This window comes from Microbacterium sp. CGR2 (assembly GCF_003626735.1).
In the GTDB taxonomy this organism is placed as follows: Bacteria; Actinomycetota; Actinomycetes; order Actinomycetales; family Microbacteriaceae; genus Microbacterium.
Genome location: NZ_RBHX01000001.1, coordinates 575,597 through 591,543 on the forward strand (window position 1 = coordinate 575,597; position 15,947 = coordinate 591,543).

Genomic DNA, 15,947 nt, shown 5'->3' on the forward strand with positions numbered 1-15,947 from the left:
TGTAGCGCGGGCCCCGAAGCGCCCGGCTAGGCTGACCGGATGACCGCGATGCCGCTTCCCCGAGCGACGATGAAGGACGTCGCCGCTCTCGCCGGGGTCTCGCCGAAAACCGTTTCCAACGTCGTCACGGGGACGGTGGCGGTGCGCGAGGAGACGCGCGCCAAGGTCCAGGAAGCGATGGCTCACCTCGACTTCGTCCCCAATCTGAGCGCTCGTGGACTGCGGAAAGGACGCTCGGGGATCATCGCGGTCGCACTGCCGGATCTCGCCACCGCATTCTCGGCGGAGCTGGTGCACCGCATCGTCGAGGCCGCCCATGAGCGCGGTCTCGCCGTGCAGGTGGAGGAGACCGCGTCGTCGCCGCAGCGCGAGAGCGAACTGGTCGCGCGAGCCAGAGCCCACCTCGTCGACGGGCTCATCCTCAACCCGATCCGCCTCGAAGACAGTGTGTTGAAGTACTCGAACCGACTGCCCCCGCTCGTGGTCATCGGCGAGGTGGAGCAGCACCGCGCCGATCACGTCCGCATCGACAGCCGCGCGGCCGCGGCGGATGCCACGCGACACGTGCTCTCCCGCGGCGCGACGCGCATCGCCGTCGTGGGGGCCGACAGCGACCCGTCGGTGGCGACCGCCACCAGCAGGCTCCGCCTCGAGGGGGTCCACGACGCGCTGCGCGAAGCCGGCATCTCGCGTGACCCGGCCCTCGAGATCAACCGACTCCCGTGGTCGATGGCGGGGGGCGCCGAGGCCATGCGCGTGCTGCTCGAGCGGCGGGTCGCGTTCGACGCGATCGTCGCCTTCACCGACTCGCTGGCTCTCGGTGCGCTGCACGAGTTGCACGACCACGACATCCGCGTGCCGGACGACGTGATCATCACGGGCTTCGACGACGTCGAGTTCTCGAAGTTCACGTCGCCGTCACTGACGTCGGTGGCGTTCGACCGACACGAGTTCGCCGAGGCGGCCCTCACTCTGCTCGAGTCGCGCATGGATGACCGCGGCTTGCGCCCTCGGTCGGTGACGCTGTCGCACCATCTGCTCGAACGCTCGAGCACTGCCGGTCGTCCCCGCGGCTACCGCCCCTGACGCGCCGGGCACGCGGTTCCGGCGAAACGCTTGCGCTCGGATTACTACGATGTAATGATGGGGCAACCCGCCCACCGGTCACGAAGGAGTGACGATGACGCCCCCGCTCGATCTGTCCCGCAGGCAGTTCCTGACTGCCACCTCGCTCGCCGCCGGCGCAGCTCTGCTCGCCGGCTGCGCTCCCGGCACCACCGCCTCCGCCACCCAGACGCTGCAGTTCTGGCATCTGCTCAGCGGTGGCGACGGTGTCACGATGTCGCAACTGCTCGACGAGGTCAACGGCGCCCAGAGCGCCTTCCGCATGCGCCCCACCGTCCTCGCCTGGGGCACCCCGTACTACACGAAGCTCGCCATGGCAGGAGCCGGCGGCCGCGCCCCGGACGTCGCGATCATGCACGCCACACGCACGGTCGGCTGGGCCCCGGGCGGGCTGCTCGACCGCTGGGACGTCGACAAGCTCGCGTCGCTCGGCATCGAGGAGTCGTCCTTCCCGAAGCCGATCTGGGAGAAGGGCTTCGTCGGCGAGGGCATGTACAGCATCGCTCTGGACGCGCACCCCTTCGTCATGATGTTCAACACCGACATCTGTGACGCTGCCGGTGTGCTCGACAGCGACGGCAAGCTCGCCGAGACCTCCTCCCCCGAGGAATTCGTCGAGCAACTGCGCACGGTCGGAGGCTCGGCCGAGGGACACGCACTCTCGTTCGGCTACCTCGGTGACGGCGCGCAGATGTGGCGCCTGTTCTACACGTTCTACTCGCAGCACGGTGCCGCGATGGAACTTCCGATCGGCGGCAAGGCGGTCATCGACAAGGAGGCCGCCGTCGAGTCGCTCACGCTGATGCAGACGCTCCTCGACGGGGAGATCGCTCAGGCCCAGGCCGACTACGGCAGCGCGATCGCCGAGTTCTCCACCGGCAAGAGCGGGATGCTGTTCACCGGTGTCTGGGAACTGCGCACCATGCAGGCCGCCGGCATCCCGTTCGACGCCACGATGATCCCGAACCTGTACGGGACACCGGCCGTCTACGCCGACTCGCACTCCTTCGTGCTTCCGAACCAGACGAACGCCGATCCGGTCAAGCGCGACCTGACCTACGAGTTCGTCGCCGACATGCTGAAGAACTCCTTCGGCTGGGCCGAGGCAGGGCACATCCCCGCCTACCTCCCGGTCACCGAGTCGCCCGAGTACTCCGAGCTCATCCCCCAGGCCAACTACGCCGAGGCGGCGCAGCACGTGGTCTACGACCCGACCGCGTGGTTCACCGGCTCCGGATCGAACTTCCAGTCCGAGTTCGGTGCCGCAGTGCAGGAAGTCCTGCTCTCGGGCGCCGACCCGGCCGCGGCGATCGATCGCTTCGAAGCACGCGTCAACACTCTGCTCCGACAGCCGAACCCGGCCGATCCCGAAGGGACGTTCACGTCATGACGACCACGACCACGGCCACAGACTCCACACGGACCATCGTCACCGGATCGAAGAAGAAGGCCACGCCCGACCGCCGTGCCGGCTCCCGCAATCGCGAGCAGCTGATCAGCTGGGCCTTCCTGGCACCCTTCCTCATCGCCTTCCTGCTGTTCCTCGTCTGGCCGATCATCCACGGCATCATCCTCAGCTTCACCGACCAGTCCCTCACCGGTGCCGGCGGAGCCTTCGTCGGCTTCGCGAACTACACCGAAGCGCTCAGCGACCCCAAGATGTGGCAGTCGCTCGGGAACACCGTCTGGTTCACCCTGCTCTCCACCGTTCCGCTAGTGCTCATCGCCCTCGTGATGGCAGCACTGGTGGACCGCGGCATCCCCGGTCAGTGGCTGTGGCGACTGTCGTTCTTCATGCCGTTCCTGCTCGCTTCGACCGTCATCTCCCAGATCTGGGTCTGGATCTTCAACCCGCAGGTCGGTGCGGCCAACAACATCCTCGAGGCGTTCGGACTCGAACCGCTCGCCTGGCTGCAGAACCCCGACACCAACATGATGTCGATCGTGATCGCCACGGTCTGGTGGACGGTCGGGTTCAACTTCCTCCTCTATCTGGCGGCGATGCAGAACATCCCGCCGCAGCAGTACGAGGCGGCGTCGCTCGATGGCGCGGGCCCGTGGCGCCAGTTCTGGTCGATCACGCTTCCCCAACTCGGGCCGGCGACCGTCCTGATCCTGATCCTGCAGATCCTCGCCTCGCTGAAACTGTTCGACCAGGCGTACCAGATGCTCGGCGGGGTCGCGAGTGACACCACCCGCTCGATCGTCCAGTACATCTACGAGGCCGGATTCGTCAGCTACCGGTTCGGCTACTCTGCCGCCATCTCATACGTGTTCTTCGCCATCATCGTCATCCTGGGCGTCGCGCAGGCCCTGATCATGCGCCGCCGGAAGGAGCAGCTCTGATGTCCACCGCCACCGCCACCCGCACCGAGGCGATCACCAACGCGAAAGCGCGCGGTCCTCGCCACTCGCACCTCCCCGGCCAGAAGCCGTTCGGGCCCCTGCGCATCACCGCGTTCGTCATCCTGCTGATCATGGCCATCGGCTGGCTGCTGCCCTTCCTGTGGGCCGTCGCCACCGCCTTCAAGACCGAGACGGATGCCGCATCCGGCGACCCGGGCTGGATCGGGCAGAGCGGCCCGACGATCGAGGCGTTCACCGCGATCCTGTCGCAGGGCAACGTCTACGTCTGGGCCTTCAACAGCCTGTGGACGTCGGTCGCGATCACTCTGATCACCCTGACGATCTCGGCGCTGGCCGCCTATGCGTTCTCCCGGTTGGACTTCACCGGTCGCAAGTGGCTGTTCGTCGTCATCATCGCCTCGATCGTGGTCCCGCCGCAGGTGCTGATCATCCCGCTGTTCTACGAGATGCTCGCCTTCAACCTCATCGACACGTACTGGGGTCTGATCCTGCCGCAGGTCGTCGCACCGGCGATGGTGTTCATCCTGAAGCGGTTCTTCGACGCGGTCCCGATCGAGCTCGAAGACGCCGCCCGCGTCGACGGCGCCGGACGACTGCGCATCTTCTGGTCGATCGTGCTGCCGCTGTCGCGCCCGATCATGGCGTCCGTCGGCATCTTCGTCTTCATCGCCGCGTGGAACAACTTCCTCTGGCCGTTCCTCGTCATCAACGACACCACCCTGATGACGCTGCCGGTGGGACTCCAGACCGTGATCAGCGCCTACGGCGTGCAGTACGCCCAGGTCATGGCGCAGGCCGTGCTCGCGGCGCTTCCGCTCATCGTCGTGTTCCTCATCTTCCAGAAGCAGATCGTCAAGGGAGTCGCGACCAGCGGCTTCGGCGGTCAGTAATCCCCACCGCAGTCCCGCCCCGGGGCGCATGCCCCGGGGCGCATCCGTCCCCACCCACGGCCCACTCCTAAGGAGAGCTATGTCTCAGGCCCGCATCACCATCGACCGCGACTTCACGATCGCCGACGTCCCCCGGAGGCTCTTCGGGTCGTTCGTCGAGCACATGGGTCGCTGCGTCTACACCGGCATCTACGAACCCGGCCACCCCCAAGCCGACGAGCGCGGATTCCGCCAGGACGTGCTCGCGCTGGTGAAGGAGATGGGTCCGACCGTGATCCGGTACCCCGGGGGCAACTTCGTCTCCGGGTACCGGTGGGAAGACGGCGTCGGCCCGGTCGAGGACCGCCCCGTGCGCATCGACGGCGCATGGCACACGATCGAGACGAACGCCTTCGGCCTCCACGAGTTCATGGACTGGGCGAAGGATGCCGAGGTCGAGGTCATGGAGGCGATCAACCTCGGCACCCGAGGTGTGGAGGAGGCTCGCGCGCTCGTCGAGTACGCGAACCACCCCTCCGGCACGTACTGGTCGGACCTGCGCCGCAAGAACGGTGCGGAGAAGCCGTTCGACATCAAGTTGTGGTGCCTGGGCAACGAGCTCGACGGTCCGTGGCAGATCGGCGGCAAGACCGCGGCCGAGTACGGGCGCCTGGCCCAGGAGTCCGCCAAGGCGATGAAGCTGGTCGACTCGTCGATCGAGCTCGTCGCGGTGGGTTCGTCGGCGCGGTCGATGCCGACGTTCGGTTCGTGGGAGCACACCGTGCTCACCCACGCCTACGACGAGGTCGACTTCGTCTCGATGCACGCCTACTACCAGGAGCACGACGGCGACGCCGAGTCGTTCCTCGCCGAGTCCGTCGACATGGATGCGTTCATCGAAGGCGTCATCGCCACCGTCGACGCGGTCAAGGCTGCGGGGAAGCACACCAAGCAGGTCGACATCTCGTTCGACGAGTGGAACGTGTGGGACCAGGTGAAGTACAACGACGTGGAGGCCGGCGAGATCGCCAAGGCCGGGTGGCGGCAGCATCCGCGGCTCATCGAGGACACGTACTCGGTGACGGATGCCGTCGTCGTCGGCACCCTGCTCAACAGCCTGCTGCGTCACGGCGACCGCGTGAAGATCGCCAACCAGGCGCAGCTCGTCAACGTGATCGCCCCGATCCGCTCCGAAGAGGGCGGGGCCGCATGGCGTCAGACGAGCTTCTGGCCGTTCGAGCGGATGGCGCGTCTCGCGAAGGGACGTATCCTGCGTCTCGCGGTGTCCGCGCCGCAGATCGAGACGAAGCGCTACGGCGGTGTGGATTCGGTGGATGCCGCCGCCACCTACGACGAGGAGACGGGCCGGGTGGTGCTGTTCGTCGCCAACCGCTCCCTCGACGAGGAGAGCGACCTCACGGTCGACCTGCACGGGCTGAGCGGTCTGCGGGTCACGAACGCCGAGACCCTGACGATTCCCGAAGGCGGCGACCGCCACACCGCCAACCTCGAGACCACGCCGGACAGCGTGCACATGGTGCCGCTCGCCGGCACCGAGGTCGTCGACGGCGCCGTCCGTGCGAAGCTGCCGCCGCTGTCGTGGTCGGTGATCGAGCTCGCCTGAGCCCGGAACAGGAAGAAGCCCGGTATCAGTCGATACCGGGCTTCTTCGTGTCAGACGTCAGGCGTCAGACGTCGAGGTGTCAGACCTCGAGCATCTTCCGACGACGCACCGCGAGCAGCATTCCAGCGGACAGCAGCGCAAGGGCGAAAGCCCCGGCCGTGAGCGGGACGAACATGTCGACACCCGTCTCAGCGAGTCCGCCGTCGTCGTCCGGTGCGGCACCGCCGCCACCGCCGACGCCGCCGTCACCCTCGCCGCCGTCACCCTCGCCGCCGCCACCGGCGCCCGGTGCGGCCAGCACCGCGAACGCCAGGGTGGTCGCAGCGGAGGAGACGTCGTCGACACTCTGCGTTGCCGCGACCGAGTAGTCACCCGATTCGAGAGCGGCACCGAAGTCGACGCTCCATGCACCGTCGACGACGGTCGCCGTGAAGACACCGCTCGCCGCGTCGAGCGCGCTGAGCTGTGCGGAGGTGGGCTCTTCGCCGGTGAGCTTCACGGTGACCGTGGCGCCGTCGATACCCGTGCCCGAGAGCTGCGTCGGTCCACCGTCATGCGGGAACGTGTCGCCGTCCTGGATCGAGGTCACAGCCGGAGCGACCGGAACGACCTTGAAAGCTGACGTCGCTTCCGGAGAGACCTCCGCGAGGCGGGTCTGCGTGACGACGATGCTGTGCGAGCCGTAGCCCAGGTCGACCCCGGTGACCGTCCACTCGCCCGTGGCGCCGACCGTGGTCGTGCCGAGCTCGTTGCCCTCAGCGTCCTCGACGACGATGCCCGCGGTCGGGAGACCGGTGCCGCTGATCTGCGTGACCGTCGCGGTGACCGTCGAGCCGTCAGCCGGCGAGGTGATCACCGGTGCGACGAGCGGAGCGGGAGCGACGAGCACGTTGATCGTGGTCGCCTCGGACTGGCTCATGCCGTTGACCGAGGTGATCGAGATCGTTGCCGGGCCCAGGTTGACCGGGCCTGCGAAGGAGAACTTTCCACCCTCGACAGCCACAGTCTGCGGCTCAGCGGTTCCGGTCTGCGTGACGGTCACCTCGGTGGCGCCGGGAGCGGTGCCGGTGACGGTCTGTCCGGGGGTGACGGTCGCGCCGTCGGCCGGGCTGGCGACAGCAGGAGCGTCGAGGTCGAGCGCGACCTCGTAGCCGCCGGTCTTCGGAAGCGCCGTCACGAGGGACGCTGCCCAGGTGAACTGCTCTGCGCCGGTGTCAGGATCTGCCGGGGAGCCACCACTGATGACGCCGACGGCCTTGTTGCCCTGGAAGACCGCTCCACCGGAGTCACCGGGAGCTGCCAGCGTGTCGCTGGAGAAGCCCTGGACGAACTGTCCGCCGATGTTCGCCCAGCCGTTGAGGATGTCGTCCGAGCCGATCGCTCCGGTGGTGAAGCCGGTCGTGCGGCCGCTCTTGGAGACGGCGCCAACCTGCGGAGCGCCGGCGGACTTGATGGGAATGGTGCTGGCTGCGAGCGAGTCGAGCGCTGCTCCGGCCGTCGTCCAGTCGGTCACGGCGGGAAGAGGGTTCCAACCACCCGCGGCGTCGAGGTCGATGACCGAGATGTCGGTCGCTTCGGTGTCTCCGGCCTCTCCGGGTTCGTTGCCCGTGCTGCCGAACTGCGCGAAGCCGTAGGTTCCGAGAACCTCGGGGTCGGCCGGGAGGACGAAACCTTCGCCGCCGACGGCCGGCTCCTCGCCGGGGACGGTCAGCGTGGTGAACGCGTACTTGTTCCAGTCGTCGTCGAACGCACAGTGACCTGCACTGAGCAGAGCCGGGGTGCGGCCGGGTCCCCAGGCAGCGAAGCCGACGGAGCAGGCTCCACCGATGAGGTCGGCGTCAGTCACGGTGACGTATCCCTGACCGCCGACGACGTCGCCCTCGGCGAACTTGGTCAGAGTGGACGCTGCGGTCGCGACCTCAGCGATTTCCACTCCGGACGTCGAGGAGAATTCCTCGGCGAACTTCTCCTCGGCGGCTGCGCCTTCCGGCGCGGTCTCCTCGGTGACGACGACGACGCCCTCTTCTGCGGCGTTGTCACCGACGGCGACGACTTCCACACCGCTCTCAGCGGCTTCCTCCACAGCGTCGAGGAGCTCGACGGGAGGCTGCGCGGCGGGAGCCTTGGCCGCCGGGGCAGCCTTGAGCGCCTCGGCCTGAGCCGGCGCTTCGGTCTCGGCCGGCGCTGCCGGCGCTTCGGTCTCGGCCGGTGCCTCGGTCTCCGCCGGCGCGGTGGGCGCTGCGGTCTCGGCCGGGGCTGCCGGTGCGGCGGTCTCCGACGTCGTTGCCGGATCGACCGGCTGTCCTGCCGTGTCGTCGGCGAACGCCGGAGTCGAGACGAAGAGCCCCGACAGGGCGATCGTCGCGGCGGCGGTCAACGCCAATGGGCGTCGTGCTGTCCTTCTGTGCTTCATGTGATGTGGGTCCTTGCTCGTCACGGATCGTCGTTTCACCTGACAGCGGCTGCGCGTAGATACGCGCAACCGGCCTGCGTCCCGGTCGAGGGCGCATAGTGCGACGCTGGTTCCCCCGAGCAGCAGAGATCCCGCGCCTCAGTGGGGTGCAGGATCAACCGAAATACTAGTCAGCGAATGCACAGGAAAGCGAGCGTTTTCACCGGAAGTTCATAAGAGATGGGCAGATCTGCCCACTTTGCTCCACCGAATCGAGGAAAACAGGAAGAAAAGACTCCTTCCCGATTGCTGCAGAGGTGCGGCGACTAGCATGGCGGTCATGAGCCGACACTTCGCACGAACCATCCTCGGCGTGACGATGCTCGGCATCCTCGCCCTGACCGCCACCGCATGCGCGCCGGCATCCGACGGCGAAGGCACCGCCCCCACTTCCACACCCACGGATGCTGCGACGTCTGGTGATGCGGCCGCGGACCTCGTGGGCATATGGGGTGATGAGGCCACGGGGAAACCGCATCTCGAGTTCACCGCCGACGGAGCTGTCCGCGGCAGCGACGGCTGCAACCGCATCGCCACGACGTACACCGTCGAAGGCGACCGCATCGAGCTCGCGTCCTTCGCATCGACCCTCAAGGCGTGCATGGGAGTCGACGACTGGCTGCGCGGCGTCCGCGCCGCCGAACTCGACGGCGACCTCCTCATCGTCCTCGACTCTTCGGGCGGACGACTCGGAGAGCTCCCGCGCGCGAACTGACCGGCGGCTCAGCCCTGGATGTGCCGCTCGTCGGGACCGTCGTAGTGCGACAGCGGACGGATCAGCGCGTTCGCCCCGGCCTGCTCGATCACGTGCGCCGTCCACCCCGTGACCCGCGCCGCGACGAACAGCGGCGTGAAGGTGAGGGTGTCGAAGCCGATCAGGTTGTAGGCGGGCCCTGACGGGTAGTCGAGGTTGGGGTGGATGCCCTTCCGCTCGACGAACTCCGACTCCAGCGCGTCGTACAGCGCCGCCACGTCGGTCTTGCCGTAGTGCTCGACGAGCGTGTCGAGTGCGGCCTTCATCGTCGGGACGCGGGAGTCGCCGCTCTTGTAGACGCGGTGGCCGAAGCCCATGATCTTCCGCTTCTCGGCGAGCGCCTTGTCGAGCCAGGCCGTGACGTTCGAAGCCTCCCCGATCTCGTCGAAGATGTGCAGCACCGCTTCGTTCGCCCCACCGTGCAGCGGGCCCTTGAGCGCACCGATCGCGCCGACGACCGCCGAGTACAGGTCGCTGAGGGTCGAGGTGATGACCCGCGCGGTGAACGTCGACGCGTTGAAGGAATGCTCGGCGTAGAGGATCATCGAGCGGTTGAACGCGTCGACGACCACCGGGTCCGACTCTTCACCGAACGTCATCCAGAGGAAGTTCGCCGAGTAGTCGAGGTCGTCTCGGGGCGCGATGATCTCCTCACCGCGGCGGCGCCGCTGCCCGTAGGCGACGATCGCCGGCAGCGCGGCGAACAGGCGGATGCTCCGAGCGAGGTTCTCTTCGGGGGTCGCACTCGCGTCGAGGACTGAACGGGACGCGGCGGCATCCGAGGCCCCGATGAGGCTCACCGCGGTGCGGACCTCGTCCATCGGGTGGGCGTCGAGCGGCACCAGGTCGATCGCCGCCTTGACGTTGTCGGCGAGGGCACGGTGCGTGCGCTCGGTCAGTCGGAACGCCGCCAGCTCCTCCGCCGTGGGCAGCTCGCCGTGCCAGAGCAGATACGCCACGGCCTCGAACGACTGCGTGGCGGCGAGCTCCTGCACGGGGTAGCCGCGGTAGAGCAGGCTGTTGGTCTCCGGGTTGACCTTCGAGATGGCCGTCGTGTCGACGACGACGCCCGCGAGGCCCTTCTTGATGTCCGGCTCGGTCATGGTCACTCCTTCGTGTCTTTCGGTCGTCGAGCGAGGAGCGAAGCGACGAGACGAAACGTGCTGCGAGAGCGTTTCGTCTCGCTTCGCTCGCTCAACGACCGGGGGTGTCGATGGTGAAGTTGAAGACGCCGGAGTCGAAGTGGTTGTACGACTCGTAGTCGATGAGTTCGTAGAGATCGGCGCGGTGCTGCATCTCGCCGAGCTTCGAGGTCAGATGCCCCTCGTCGTTCAGCGTATCGAGCGCACGCCCCGCGGCCCCCATCGACAGTCGCAACAGCGACACCGGCCAGATGACCATGCGCACGCCGGCACTCTGCAGCTGTGCGGTCGAGAACAGTTCGCTCTTGCCGAATTCGGTCATGTTCGCGAGGATCGGCACGTCCAGCGCATCCGCCATCGCCTCGAACTCCCCGAGGGTGCGCATGGCCTCCGGGAACACCGCATCCGCTCCGGCATCCACGAGCGCTTTCGCTCGATCGATCGCCGCATCGAGACCGTCGATGGCGCGGATGTCGGTGCGCGCCATCAACAGGAAGTTCTCGTCGCGCCGGGCGTCGGCCGCTGCGCGGATGCGCTTGATCGCCGTGTCCTCATCCACCACGGTCTTGCCGTCGAGGTGGCCGCAGCGCTTCGGATTGACCTGGTCCTCGATGTGCATGCCCGCCAGGCCGGCATCCTCGAGCTCCTGGATCGTGCGGGCGACGTTCATCGGCTCACCGAATCCGGTGTCGGCGTCGACGATCGCGGGGAGATCGGTCATGCGGGCGATCTGCTTGGCGCGGCCCGCGACCTCGGTGAGGGTCGTGAGCCCGATGTCGGGAAGGCCGAGGTCGGCGGCGAGCACGGCACCGGAGATGTACACCCCCTCGAACCCCTTCTGCTCGATGAGTCGGGCACTCAGGGGGTTGAACGCGCCGGGGAAGCGCAGCAGCTCACCGGTCGCGAGGCGCTCGCGGAAGAGTCGACGCTTCTCGGCGGGAGTGACGGTCGAGTACAGCATCAGAACAGACCCTTCGGCGCCGCGGCACCCTCGAGCAGTCCCGCCTTCGCGACGATCGACAGCTCGCCGACCTCCGCCGCCGTGAGCTCGGGCAGCCGCTGCACGAGCGCGAGGAAGCGTTCGATCTCGGCGGACTCGAGCACGGGCGCCGCCAGCAGGCGGAACTTCGCGATGTAGTTCTCCCGCGCGAACGGACGAGCGCCGAGGGGATGGGCGTCGGCGACGGCGATCTCCGCGACGACGGTCGAGCCGTCGGTCAGGTGGACCTCCACGCGTCCGCCGAACGCCTTCTCCGCGGGGTCTTCGGAGTGGTAGCGGCGCGTCCACTCGGCATCCTCGGCGGTGGTGATCTTGTGCCACAGCGCGACGGTGTCTTCCCGAGCCGCCCGCTCCGGCGCGTACGAGTCGACATGGTGCCAGCCGCCGTCCTGCAGGGCGACGGCGAAGATGTACGGGATCGAGTGGTCGAGCGTCTCGCGCGACGCCGTCGGATCGTACTTCTGCGGATCGTTCGCCCCCGAGCCGATCACGTTGTGCGTGTGGTGACTGGTGTGCAGCACGATCGCTGCGATGTTGCGCGGGTCGCGGAGTCCGGGGTTCTCCGTGCCGAGCCTGCGCGCCAGGTCGATCCACGCCTGCGCCTGATACTCCGCCGAATGCTCCTTCGTGTACGAGTCCAGGATCGCGCGCTTCGGCTCCCCCGGAGCGGGCAGCGGCACCTCATACGCGGCATCCTTGCCGTCGAGCATCCAGGCGATCACACCGTCTTCGCCTTCATAGATCGGCGCGGGGCTGGTCTGCCCGCGCATCGCCCGGTCGACCGCCTCGACGGCCATCTTGCCGGCGAACGCGGGCGCGTGCGCCTTCCACGTCGAGATCTCGCCCTTTCGGCTCTGCCTCGTGGCGGTCGTCGTGTGCAGGCCCTGACCGACGGCCTGGTAGATCGTCTCGACGTCGAGACCGAGAAGGGTGCCGATGCCGGCAGCGGCCGACGGGCCGAGGTGGGCGACGTGGTCGATCTTGTGCCGGTGCAGGCAGATCGCCCGCACCAGGTCCATCTGGATCTCATAGCCCGTCGCGATGCCGCGGACGAGCGCGCGGCCGTCCTTGCCGGTGTGCTGGGCGACCGCGAGGATCGGCGGGATGTTGTCGCCGGGATGCGAGTACTCCGCCGCGAGGAACGTGTCGTGGTAGTCGAGTTCGCGCACGGCGACGCCGTTCGCCCAGGCCGCCCACTCCGGGCTCGTGCGCCGGTCGAGGGCTGCTCCGAAGAGGTTCGCGCCGATGCCGCCGGTCGACACGCCATGGCTGAACGCCTGGGCGCGAGCGGCGTTGATCGGCTCGCGAGTGAGGGATGCCGCGGCGACCGCCGCATTGTCGATGATCCGGTTGATGATCATGTCGACGACATCCTGGTCGACGCCCACCGGGTCGGCGGCGACCTCGGCGATCTTCCAGGCCAGCTGCTCGGAGCGTTCGAGGTTCTCGTCGCTGCGGTGAACGCGGACGTGATGGGTGACGGTCATGACTTTTCCCTACTGGTCGAGGAGTGAGCGGAGCGGTCCGAGACGTGTTCGGTCAGTGTCTCGAGGATGCCGGCGAGAGCGTTGTGCAGGTGCACGTGCGTCGCGTGAGCGGCGAGGTCGCCGTCACGGGCGGCGAGCGCGTAAGCGATGGTGCCGTGTTCGGCGGCGGATGCGGCCAGCCGCGCGGGCTTGTCGCGCGCCATCCGCCGAACGCGCACGAGGTGTGTGCGCACGGTCCGGAGGGCGGAGGAGATGTAGTCGTTGGCCACCGCGGTGTCGAGAGCGGCATCGAAGCGAGCGATGAGAGCGTAGTAGTCGTCTCGCCCGTCGGCGACGGCGAGGTCGACCCGGGCGAACTCGTCGGCGAGAGCGGCGAAGACCCGCGTGTCTCCGCGACTGGCCGCGAGGCGAGCGGAGGTCTCCTCCAGTGCGCGGCGGATCTCGAAGAGGGAGCGGATGTCTTCGGCATCCAGGTCGGCGACCACGGTGACGCGCGGCGACTGCTGCACCACGAGGCCGTCGGCGGCCAGGCGTCGCAGCGCCTCGCGCATCGGCGTGCGGCTCACGCCCAGACGTGCGGCCTGCTCGACCTCGCCCAACACGGTCCCGGCCGGGAGTCGTCCCGACTGGATGCCGTCGAGCAGGCTCGCATAGGCGCGGTCGCTCGCGGAGCTGCGTGCTGGTGCCAGGGTCACGCCCTCAGTGTATACATACTGCGGATCGTTCGTGGCATTGAGGGGGGTTCAGCATACTGTCGTATACATTCGGGTTCTTCCGTCATGCTGCAGGTCACGGGCGCGGCTGAGGCTCCTCGACCGGCGCAGGCTCCCCCAGCTTGACCACGATGACCCCGGCGAGAACGAGCGCGCCGCCGAGCGCTTGCAGCAGATCCGGCAGCTGACCGAGCAGCAGCCACCCGAACAGCATCGCGGCCACCACCTCGGCGAGCGCGACGAACGACGCCAGGCGCGACCCCAGCATCCGGGTGGAGGCGATGCCGAGCACGTAGGCCAGCGCAGTCGCCAGCACGCCCATCGCCAGGACGGGTACGAACCACGGCACGCTGCCGAATCGATAGACGATGTCGTCGGTGGTCCAGGCGATGGGGAGCACGCCGACGAGTCCCGCCGCAGTGAGGCCGAGCGCCCCGAGGAGCAGCCCCGATCCGGCGAGCGCCAGCGGCGGCATCCCCGTGTCGGCTTTGGCGGAGAGCAGGAAGTAGGTGGCGGCACCGACCATCGCGCCGAGTGCCCACAGGATGCCGGGGATGTTCGCGTCCGCTCCGGTGACGATGTCGAGCATGAGCACGAGGCCGACGAACGCGATGACGGCACCGAGGATGCTGCGCCGGCTGGGCCTTTCCCCTCGGCGGATCCAGAGCCACAGCACGACGGCGATCGGTGCCGTGTATTCGATGAGGAGCGCGATGCCGACGTCCATCACCGCCACCGCCTGGAAGTAGAACAGCTGCGTCGCCGCCACCGCCAGGAGACCGTACGCGGCGATCATCCCGATGTTGCGGCGGAGCAGGCTCCAGCGCCCGCGCAACGACAGGATCATCGGGATGAGCAGCACCAGTGCGGCGACCCAGATGCGGGCCATCACTGCAGCTCCCGGCGTCCAGCCGGCGTCGATGAGGCCGCGCGCCCAGCCGCCCGACATGCCGAAGGCGAAGGCTGCACCGATCGCGAGCGGCAGCCCGAGGCGCACACCGTGCGCGGCCGTTCGGGCCTTGTCATCTATCAGACTGCTCATGAGATGTGACGCTACGCGCATCCGTTGTAAGATGTCAACATGATCTTCACAGATGACACGGAGGAGGCCCTGCGGGCGGCCGTCTGGCTCGTGAACTCCGCCGAGGCCCCGGAGACCCTGGCAGATCTCGGCGACCTGGACAGATTTCTCACCGCGTTCCCCTACACCGGACGCCTCGACCGCGACGAGCACGAACTGCGTGCACTCCGCTCCCTCCGTCCCCGCCTGCGCGCGATGCTGTCGGCTCCGCGTGACGAGATGGTGCCACTCGTCAACGCCGCGCTCGCGCAGGTTCCACTAGCCCCGCGGCTCGTGCGCCATGACGACACCGACTGGCACCTGCATGCCGTCGACGACGATCGCCCGCTCGCCGAACGAGTCCTCATCGAGACCGCGATGGCGCTCATCGATGTGATCCGCGCCGATGAAGGATCACGCATCTCGGTGTGCGACGACGACACCTGCCTGGCGCTCGCGCTCGACCTCTCCCGGAACCGTTCGAAACGCTACTGCTCCGCCACCTGCGCGAACCGCAACGCCGTCGCCGCGTACCGCGCTCGCCGCGCCGGAGCCTGACCCCCGCCAGCAGTTCCGGTCGCAGTTTCTGCCGCCTTACTTCCGTTCCGGTCGCAGTTTCTGTCGCCTCCGAGCCGATCAGACGGCATCAATCGCGACCGGAACCGGCACCGGGGCTCACCCAGCGGAGACCGGTCTGGACGCAACCTGTCATCACAGGTACAGTGAACCTGTCATTACAGGTTGCGCAGCGCCGCAGCATCCGCAAAGGAGCACGATGCCCGAATTCCAGAGCCCGCCGATATCCCCCCTGGCGATCGCCTTCGATGCCGAGAAGCTGACCTTCCTCCCCGAGGGCCCCACCCTCACCCGCCGGATGTCCGACCTCGAGGGCCTCTTCCTCGACACGGACGCGTGGGCCGCCGCCGCCCAAGGCGATGACCCGATCGTGTACACCGTCGTGAGCTCCCCCGTCCCGGAGGTCGACCGCGAGCTCCCCCAGTCGATCACCACGATCATGCCCGGCGACACGGCGGGCGAACTCTGGATGACCAAGGGGCATCAGCATCCGAATCACCAGGGCGAGATCTACCTGGCACTGAAGGGCCGCGGGGGGCTGCTCATGTTCGACGGGGAACGCACCGAGTGGCTCGACATGCTGCCGGGCACCATCGGCTACATCCCTCCCGGCTGGGCGCATCGCTCGGTCAACACCGGGGAAGAGCCCTACTCCTTCCTCGCCGTCTATCCCGGCGGCGCCGGCCACGACTACGGCTGGGTGCTCGAGCACGGCATGGGATCGCGGGCCTATCGCCGTACCGACGGTGCGGTAGACCTCCGCCCGTACTCGAAATAG

The 15,947-nt window shown here is 68.0% G+C and carries 14 protein-coding genes; 8 read left to right on the plus strand and 6 right to left on the minus strand.

Annotation, left to right across the window (positions count from 1 at the left end):
- The first annotated feature begins 39 nt into the window (after positions 1 to 39).
- The 5 genes from D7252_RS03020 to D7252_RS03040 all read left to right on the plus strand — a co-directional run bounded on the left by D7252_RS03020 (position 40) and on the right by D7252_RS03040 (position 5,985).
- A complete protein-coding gene (locus D7252_RS03020) occupies positions 40 to 1,086 on the plus strand; it encodes a LacI family DNA-binding transcriptional regulator (protein WP_120774041.1) in 1,047 nt (348 codons plus the stop codon).
- 94 nt (positions 1,087 to 1,180) lie between these two features.
- Positions 1,181 to 2,515, plus strand: a complete 1,335-nt coding sequence (locus D7252_RS03025; RefSeq protein ID WP_120774042.1) for an extracellular solute-binding protein — start codon at positions 1,181 to 1,183, stop codon at positions 2,513 to 2,515.
- On the plus strand, positions 2,512 to 3,471 hold the full coding sequence (locus D7252_RS03030; RefSeq protein WP_120774043.1) for a carbohydrate ABC transporter permease: 960 nt from the start codon (positions 2,512 to 2,514) through the stop codon (positions 3,469 to 3,471). The genes D7252_RS03025 and D7252_RS03030 overlap by 4 nt, the downstream gene beginning before the upstream one ends.
- Positions 3,471 to 4,382 carry a carbohydrate ABC transporter permease gene (locus D7252_RS03035; RefSeq protein ID WP_120774044.1) on the plus strand — a complete coding sequence of 304 codons (912 nt, stop codon included), beginning with the start codon at positions 3,471 to 3,473 and terminating at the stop codon, positions 4,380 to 4,382. The genes D7252_RS03030 and D7252_RS03035 overlap by 1 nt, the downstream gene beginning before the upstream one ends.
- A 79-nt stretch (positions 4,383 to 4,461) precedes the next feature.
- Complete coding sequence (locus D7252_RS03040; protein ID WP_120774045.1) at positions 4,462 to 5,985, plus strand: alpha-N-arabinofuranosidase; 1,524 nt, start codon at positions 4,462 to 4,464, stop codon at positions 5,983 to 5,985.
- 79 nt (positions 5,986 to 6,064) lie between these two features.
- Here D7252_RS03040 and D7252_RS03045 read toward each other — a convergent pair whose 3' ends face one another.
- On the minus strand, positions 6,065 to 8,398 hold the full coding sequence (locus tag D7252_RS03045) for a S1 family peptidase (protein ID WP_147406685.1): 2,334 nt from the start codon (positions 8,396 to 8,398) through the stop codon (positions 6,065 to 6,067).
- A gap of 319 nt (positions 8,399 to 8,717) precedes the next feature.
- On the opposite strand from D7252_RS03045, the gene D7252_RS03050 reads away from it, so the two are divergent.
- Entirely contained in the window at positions 8,718 to 9,152 is a 435-nt protein-coding gene (locus D7252_RS03050; RefSeq protein ID WP_183055156.1) for an META domain-containing protein, read from the plus strand.
- 8 nt (positions 9,153 to 9,160) lie between these two features.
- On the opposite strand, the gene D7252_RS03055 is transcribed toward D7252_RS03050, so the two are convergent.
- The 5 genes from D7252_RS03055 to D7252_RS03075 form a co-directional block, all read right to left on the minus strand.
- Positions 9,161 to 10,294, minus strand: coding sequence for a bifunctional 2-methylcitrate synthase/citrate synthase (locus D7252_RS03055; protein ID WP_120774048.1), 1,134 nt, complete (start codon positions 10,292 to 10,294; stop codon positions 9,161 to 9,163).
- A 91-nt stretch (positions 10,295 to 10,385) separates the two neighbouring features.
- The gene (gene prpB, locus D7252_RS03060) at positions 10,386 to 11,294 is read right to left on the minus strand and encodes a methylisocitrate lyase (protein WP_120774049.1); all 909 of its coding nucleotides are present in this window, start codon (positions 11,292 to 11,294) and stop codon (positions 10,386 to 10,388) included.
- Entirely contained in the window at positions 11,294 to 12,820 is a 1,527-nt protein-coding gene (locus tag D7252_RS03065) for an MmgE/PrpD family protein (protein WP_120774050.1), read from the minus strand. The genes prpB and D7252_RS03065 overlap by 1 nt, the downstream gene beginning before the upstream one ends.
- A complete protein-coding gene (locus D7252_RS03070) occupies positions 12,817 to 13,515 on the minus strand; it encodes a GntR family transcriptional regulator (RefSeq protein WP_120774051.1) in 699 nt (232 codons plus the stop codon). The genes D7252_RS03065 and D7252_RS03070 overlap by 4 nt, the downstream gene beginning before the upstream one ends.
- 94 nt (positions 13,516 to 13,609) lie before the next feature.
- Positions 13,610 to 14,575, minus strand: a complete 966-nt coding sequence (locus tag D7252_RS03075) for a DMT family transporter (protein ID WP_120774052.1) — start codon at positions 14,573 to 14,575, stop codon at positions 13,610 to 13,612.
- Positions 14,576 to 14,614: 39 nt separating this feature from the next.
- On the opposite strand from D7252_RS03075, the gene D7252_RS03080 reads away from it, so the two are divergent.
- Together D7252_RS03080 and D7252_RS03085 are read left to right on the plus strand one after the other, a co-directional pair.
- The gene (locus tag D7252_RS03080; protein ID WP_120774053.1) at positions 14,615 to 15,151 is read left to right on the plus strand and encodes a CGNR zinc finger domain-containing protein; all 537 of its coding nucleotides are present in this window, start codon (positions 14,615 to 14,617) and stop codon (positions 15,149 to 15,151) included.
- A gap of 217 nt (positions 15,152 to 15,368) precedes the next feature.
- Complete coding sequence (locus D7252_RS03085) at positions 15,369 to 15,947, plus strand: glucose-6-phosphate isomerase family protein (RefSeq protein WP_120774054.1); 579 nt, start codon at positions 15,369 to 15,371, stop codon at positions 15,945 to 15,947.

What these genes read in the sequence shown, in the direction of transcription:
- D7252_RS03020 (WP_120774041.1), top strand. Translation starts at nt 40, where the DNA reads ATGACCGCGATGCCGCTTCCCCGAGCGACGATGAAGGACGTCGCCGCT.
- D7252_RS03025 (WP_120774042.1), top strand. Translation starts at nt 1,181, where the DNA reads ATGACGCCCCCGCTCGATCTGTCCCGCAGGCAGTTCCTGACTGCCACC.
- D7252_RS03030 (WP_120774043.1), top strand. Translation starts at nt 2,512, where the DNA reads ATGACGACCACGACCACGGCCACAGACTCCACACGGACCATCGTCACC.
- D7252_RS03035 (WP_120774044.1), top strand. Translation starts at nt 3,471, where the DNA reads ATGTCCACCGCCACCGCCACCCGCACCGAGGCGATCACCAACGCGAAA.
- D7252_RS03040 (WP_120774045.1), top strand. Translation starts at nt 4,462, where the DNA reads ATGTCTCAGGCCCGCATCACCATCGACCGCGACTTCACGATCGCCGAC.
- D7252_RS03045 (WP_147406685.1), bottom strand. Translation starts at nt 8,398, where the DNA reads ATGAAGCACAGAAGGACAGCACGACGCCCATTGGCGTTGACCGCCGCC.
- D7252_RS03050 (WP_183055156.1), top strand. Translation starts at nt 8,718, where the DNA reads ATGAGCCGACACTTCGCACGAACCATCCTCGGCGTGACGATGCTCGGC.
- D7252_RS03055 (WP_120774048.1), bottom strand. Translation starts at nt 10,294, where the DNA reads ATGACCGAGCCGGACATCAAGAAGGGCCTCGCGGGCGTCGTCGTCGAC.
- prpB (WP_120774049.1), bottom strand. Translation starts at nt 11,294, where the DNA reads ATGCTGTACTCGACCGTCACTCCCGCCGAGAAGCGTCGACTCTTCCGC.
- D7252_RS03065 (WP_120774050.1), bottom strand. Translation starts at nt 12,820, where the DNA reads ATGACCGTCACCCATCACGTCCGCGTTCACCGCAGCGACGAGAACCTC.
- D7252_RS03075 (WP_120774052.1), bottom strand. Translation starts at nt 14,575, where the DNA reads ATGAGCAGTCTGATAGATGACAAGGCCCGAACGGCCGCGCACGGTGTG.
- D7252_RS03080 (WP_120774053.1), top strand. Translation starts at nt 14,615, where the DNA reads ATGATCTTCACAGATGACACGGAGGAGGCCCTGCGGGCGGCCGTCTGG.
- D7252_RS03085 (WP_120774054.1), top strand. Translation starts at nt 15,369, where the DNA reads ATGCCCGAATTCCAGAGCCCGCCGATATCCCCCCTGGCGATCGCCTTC.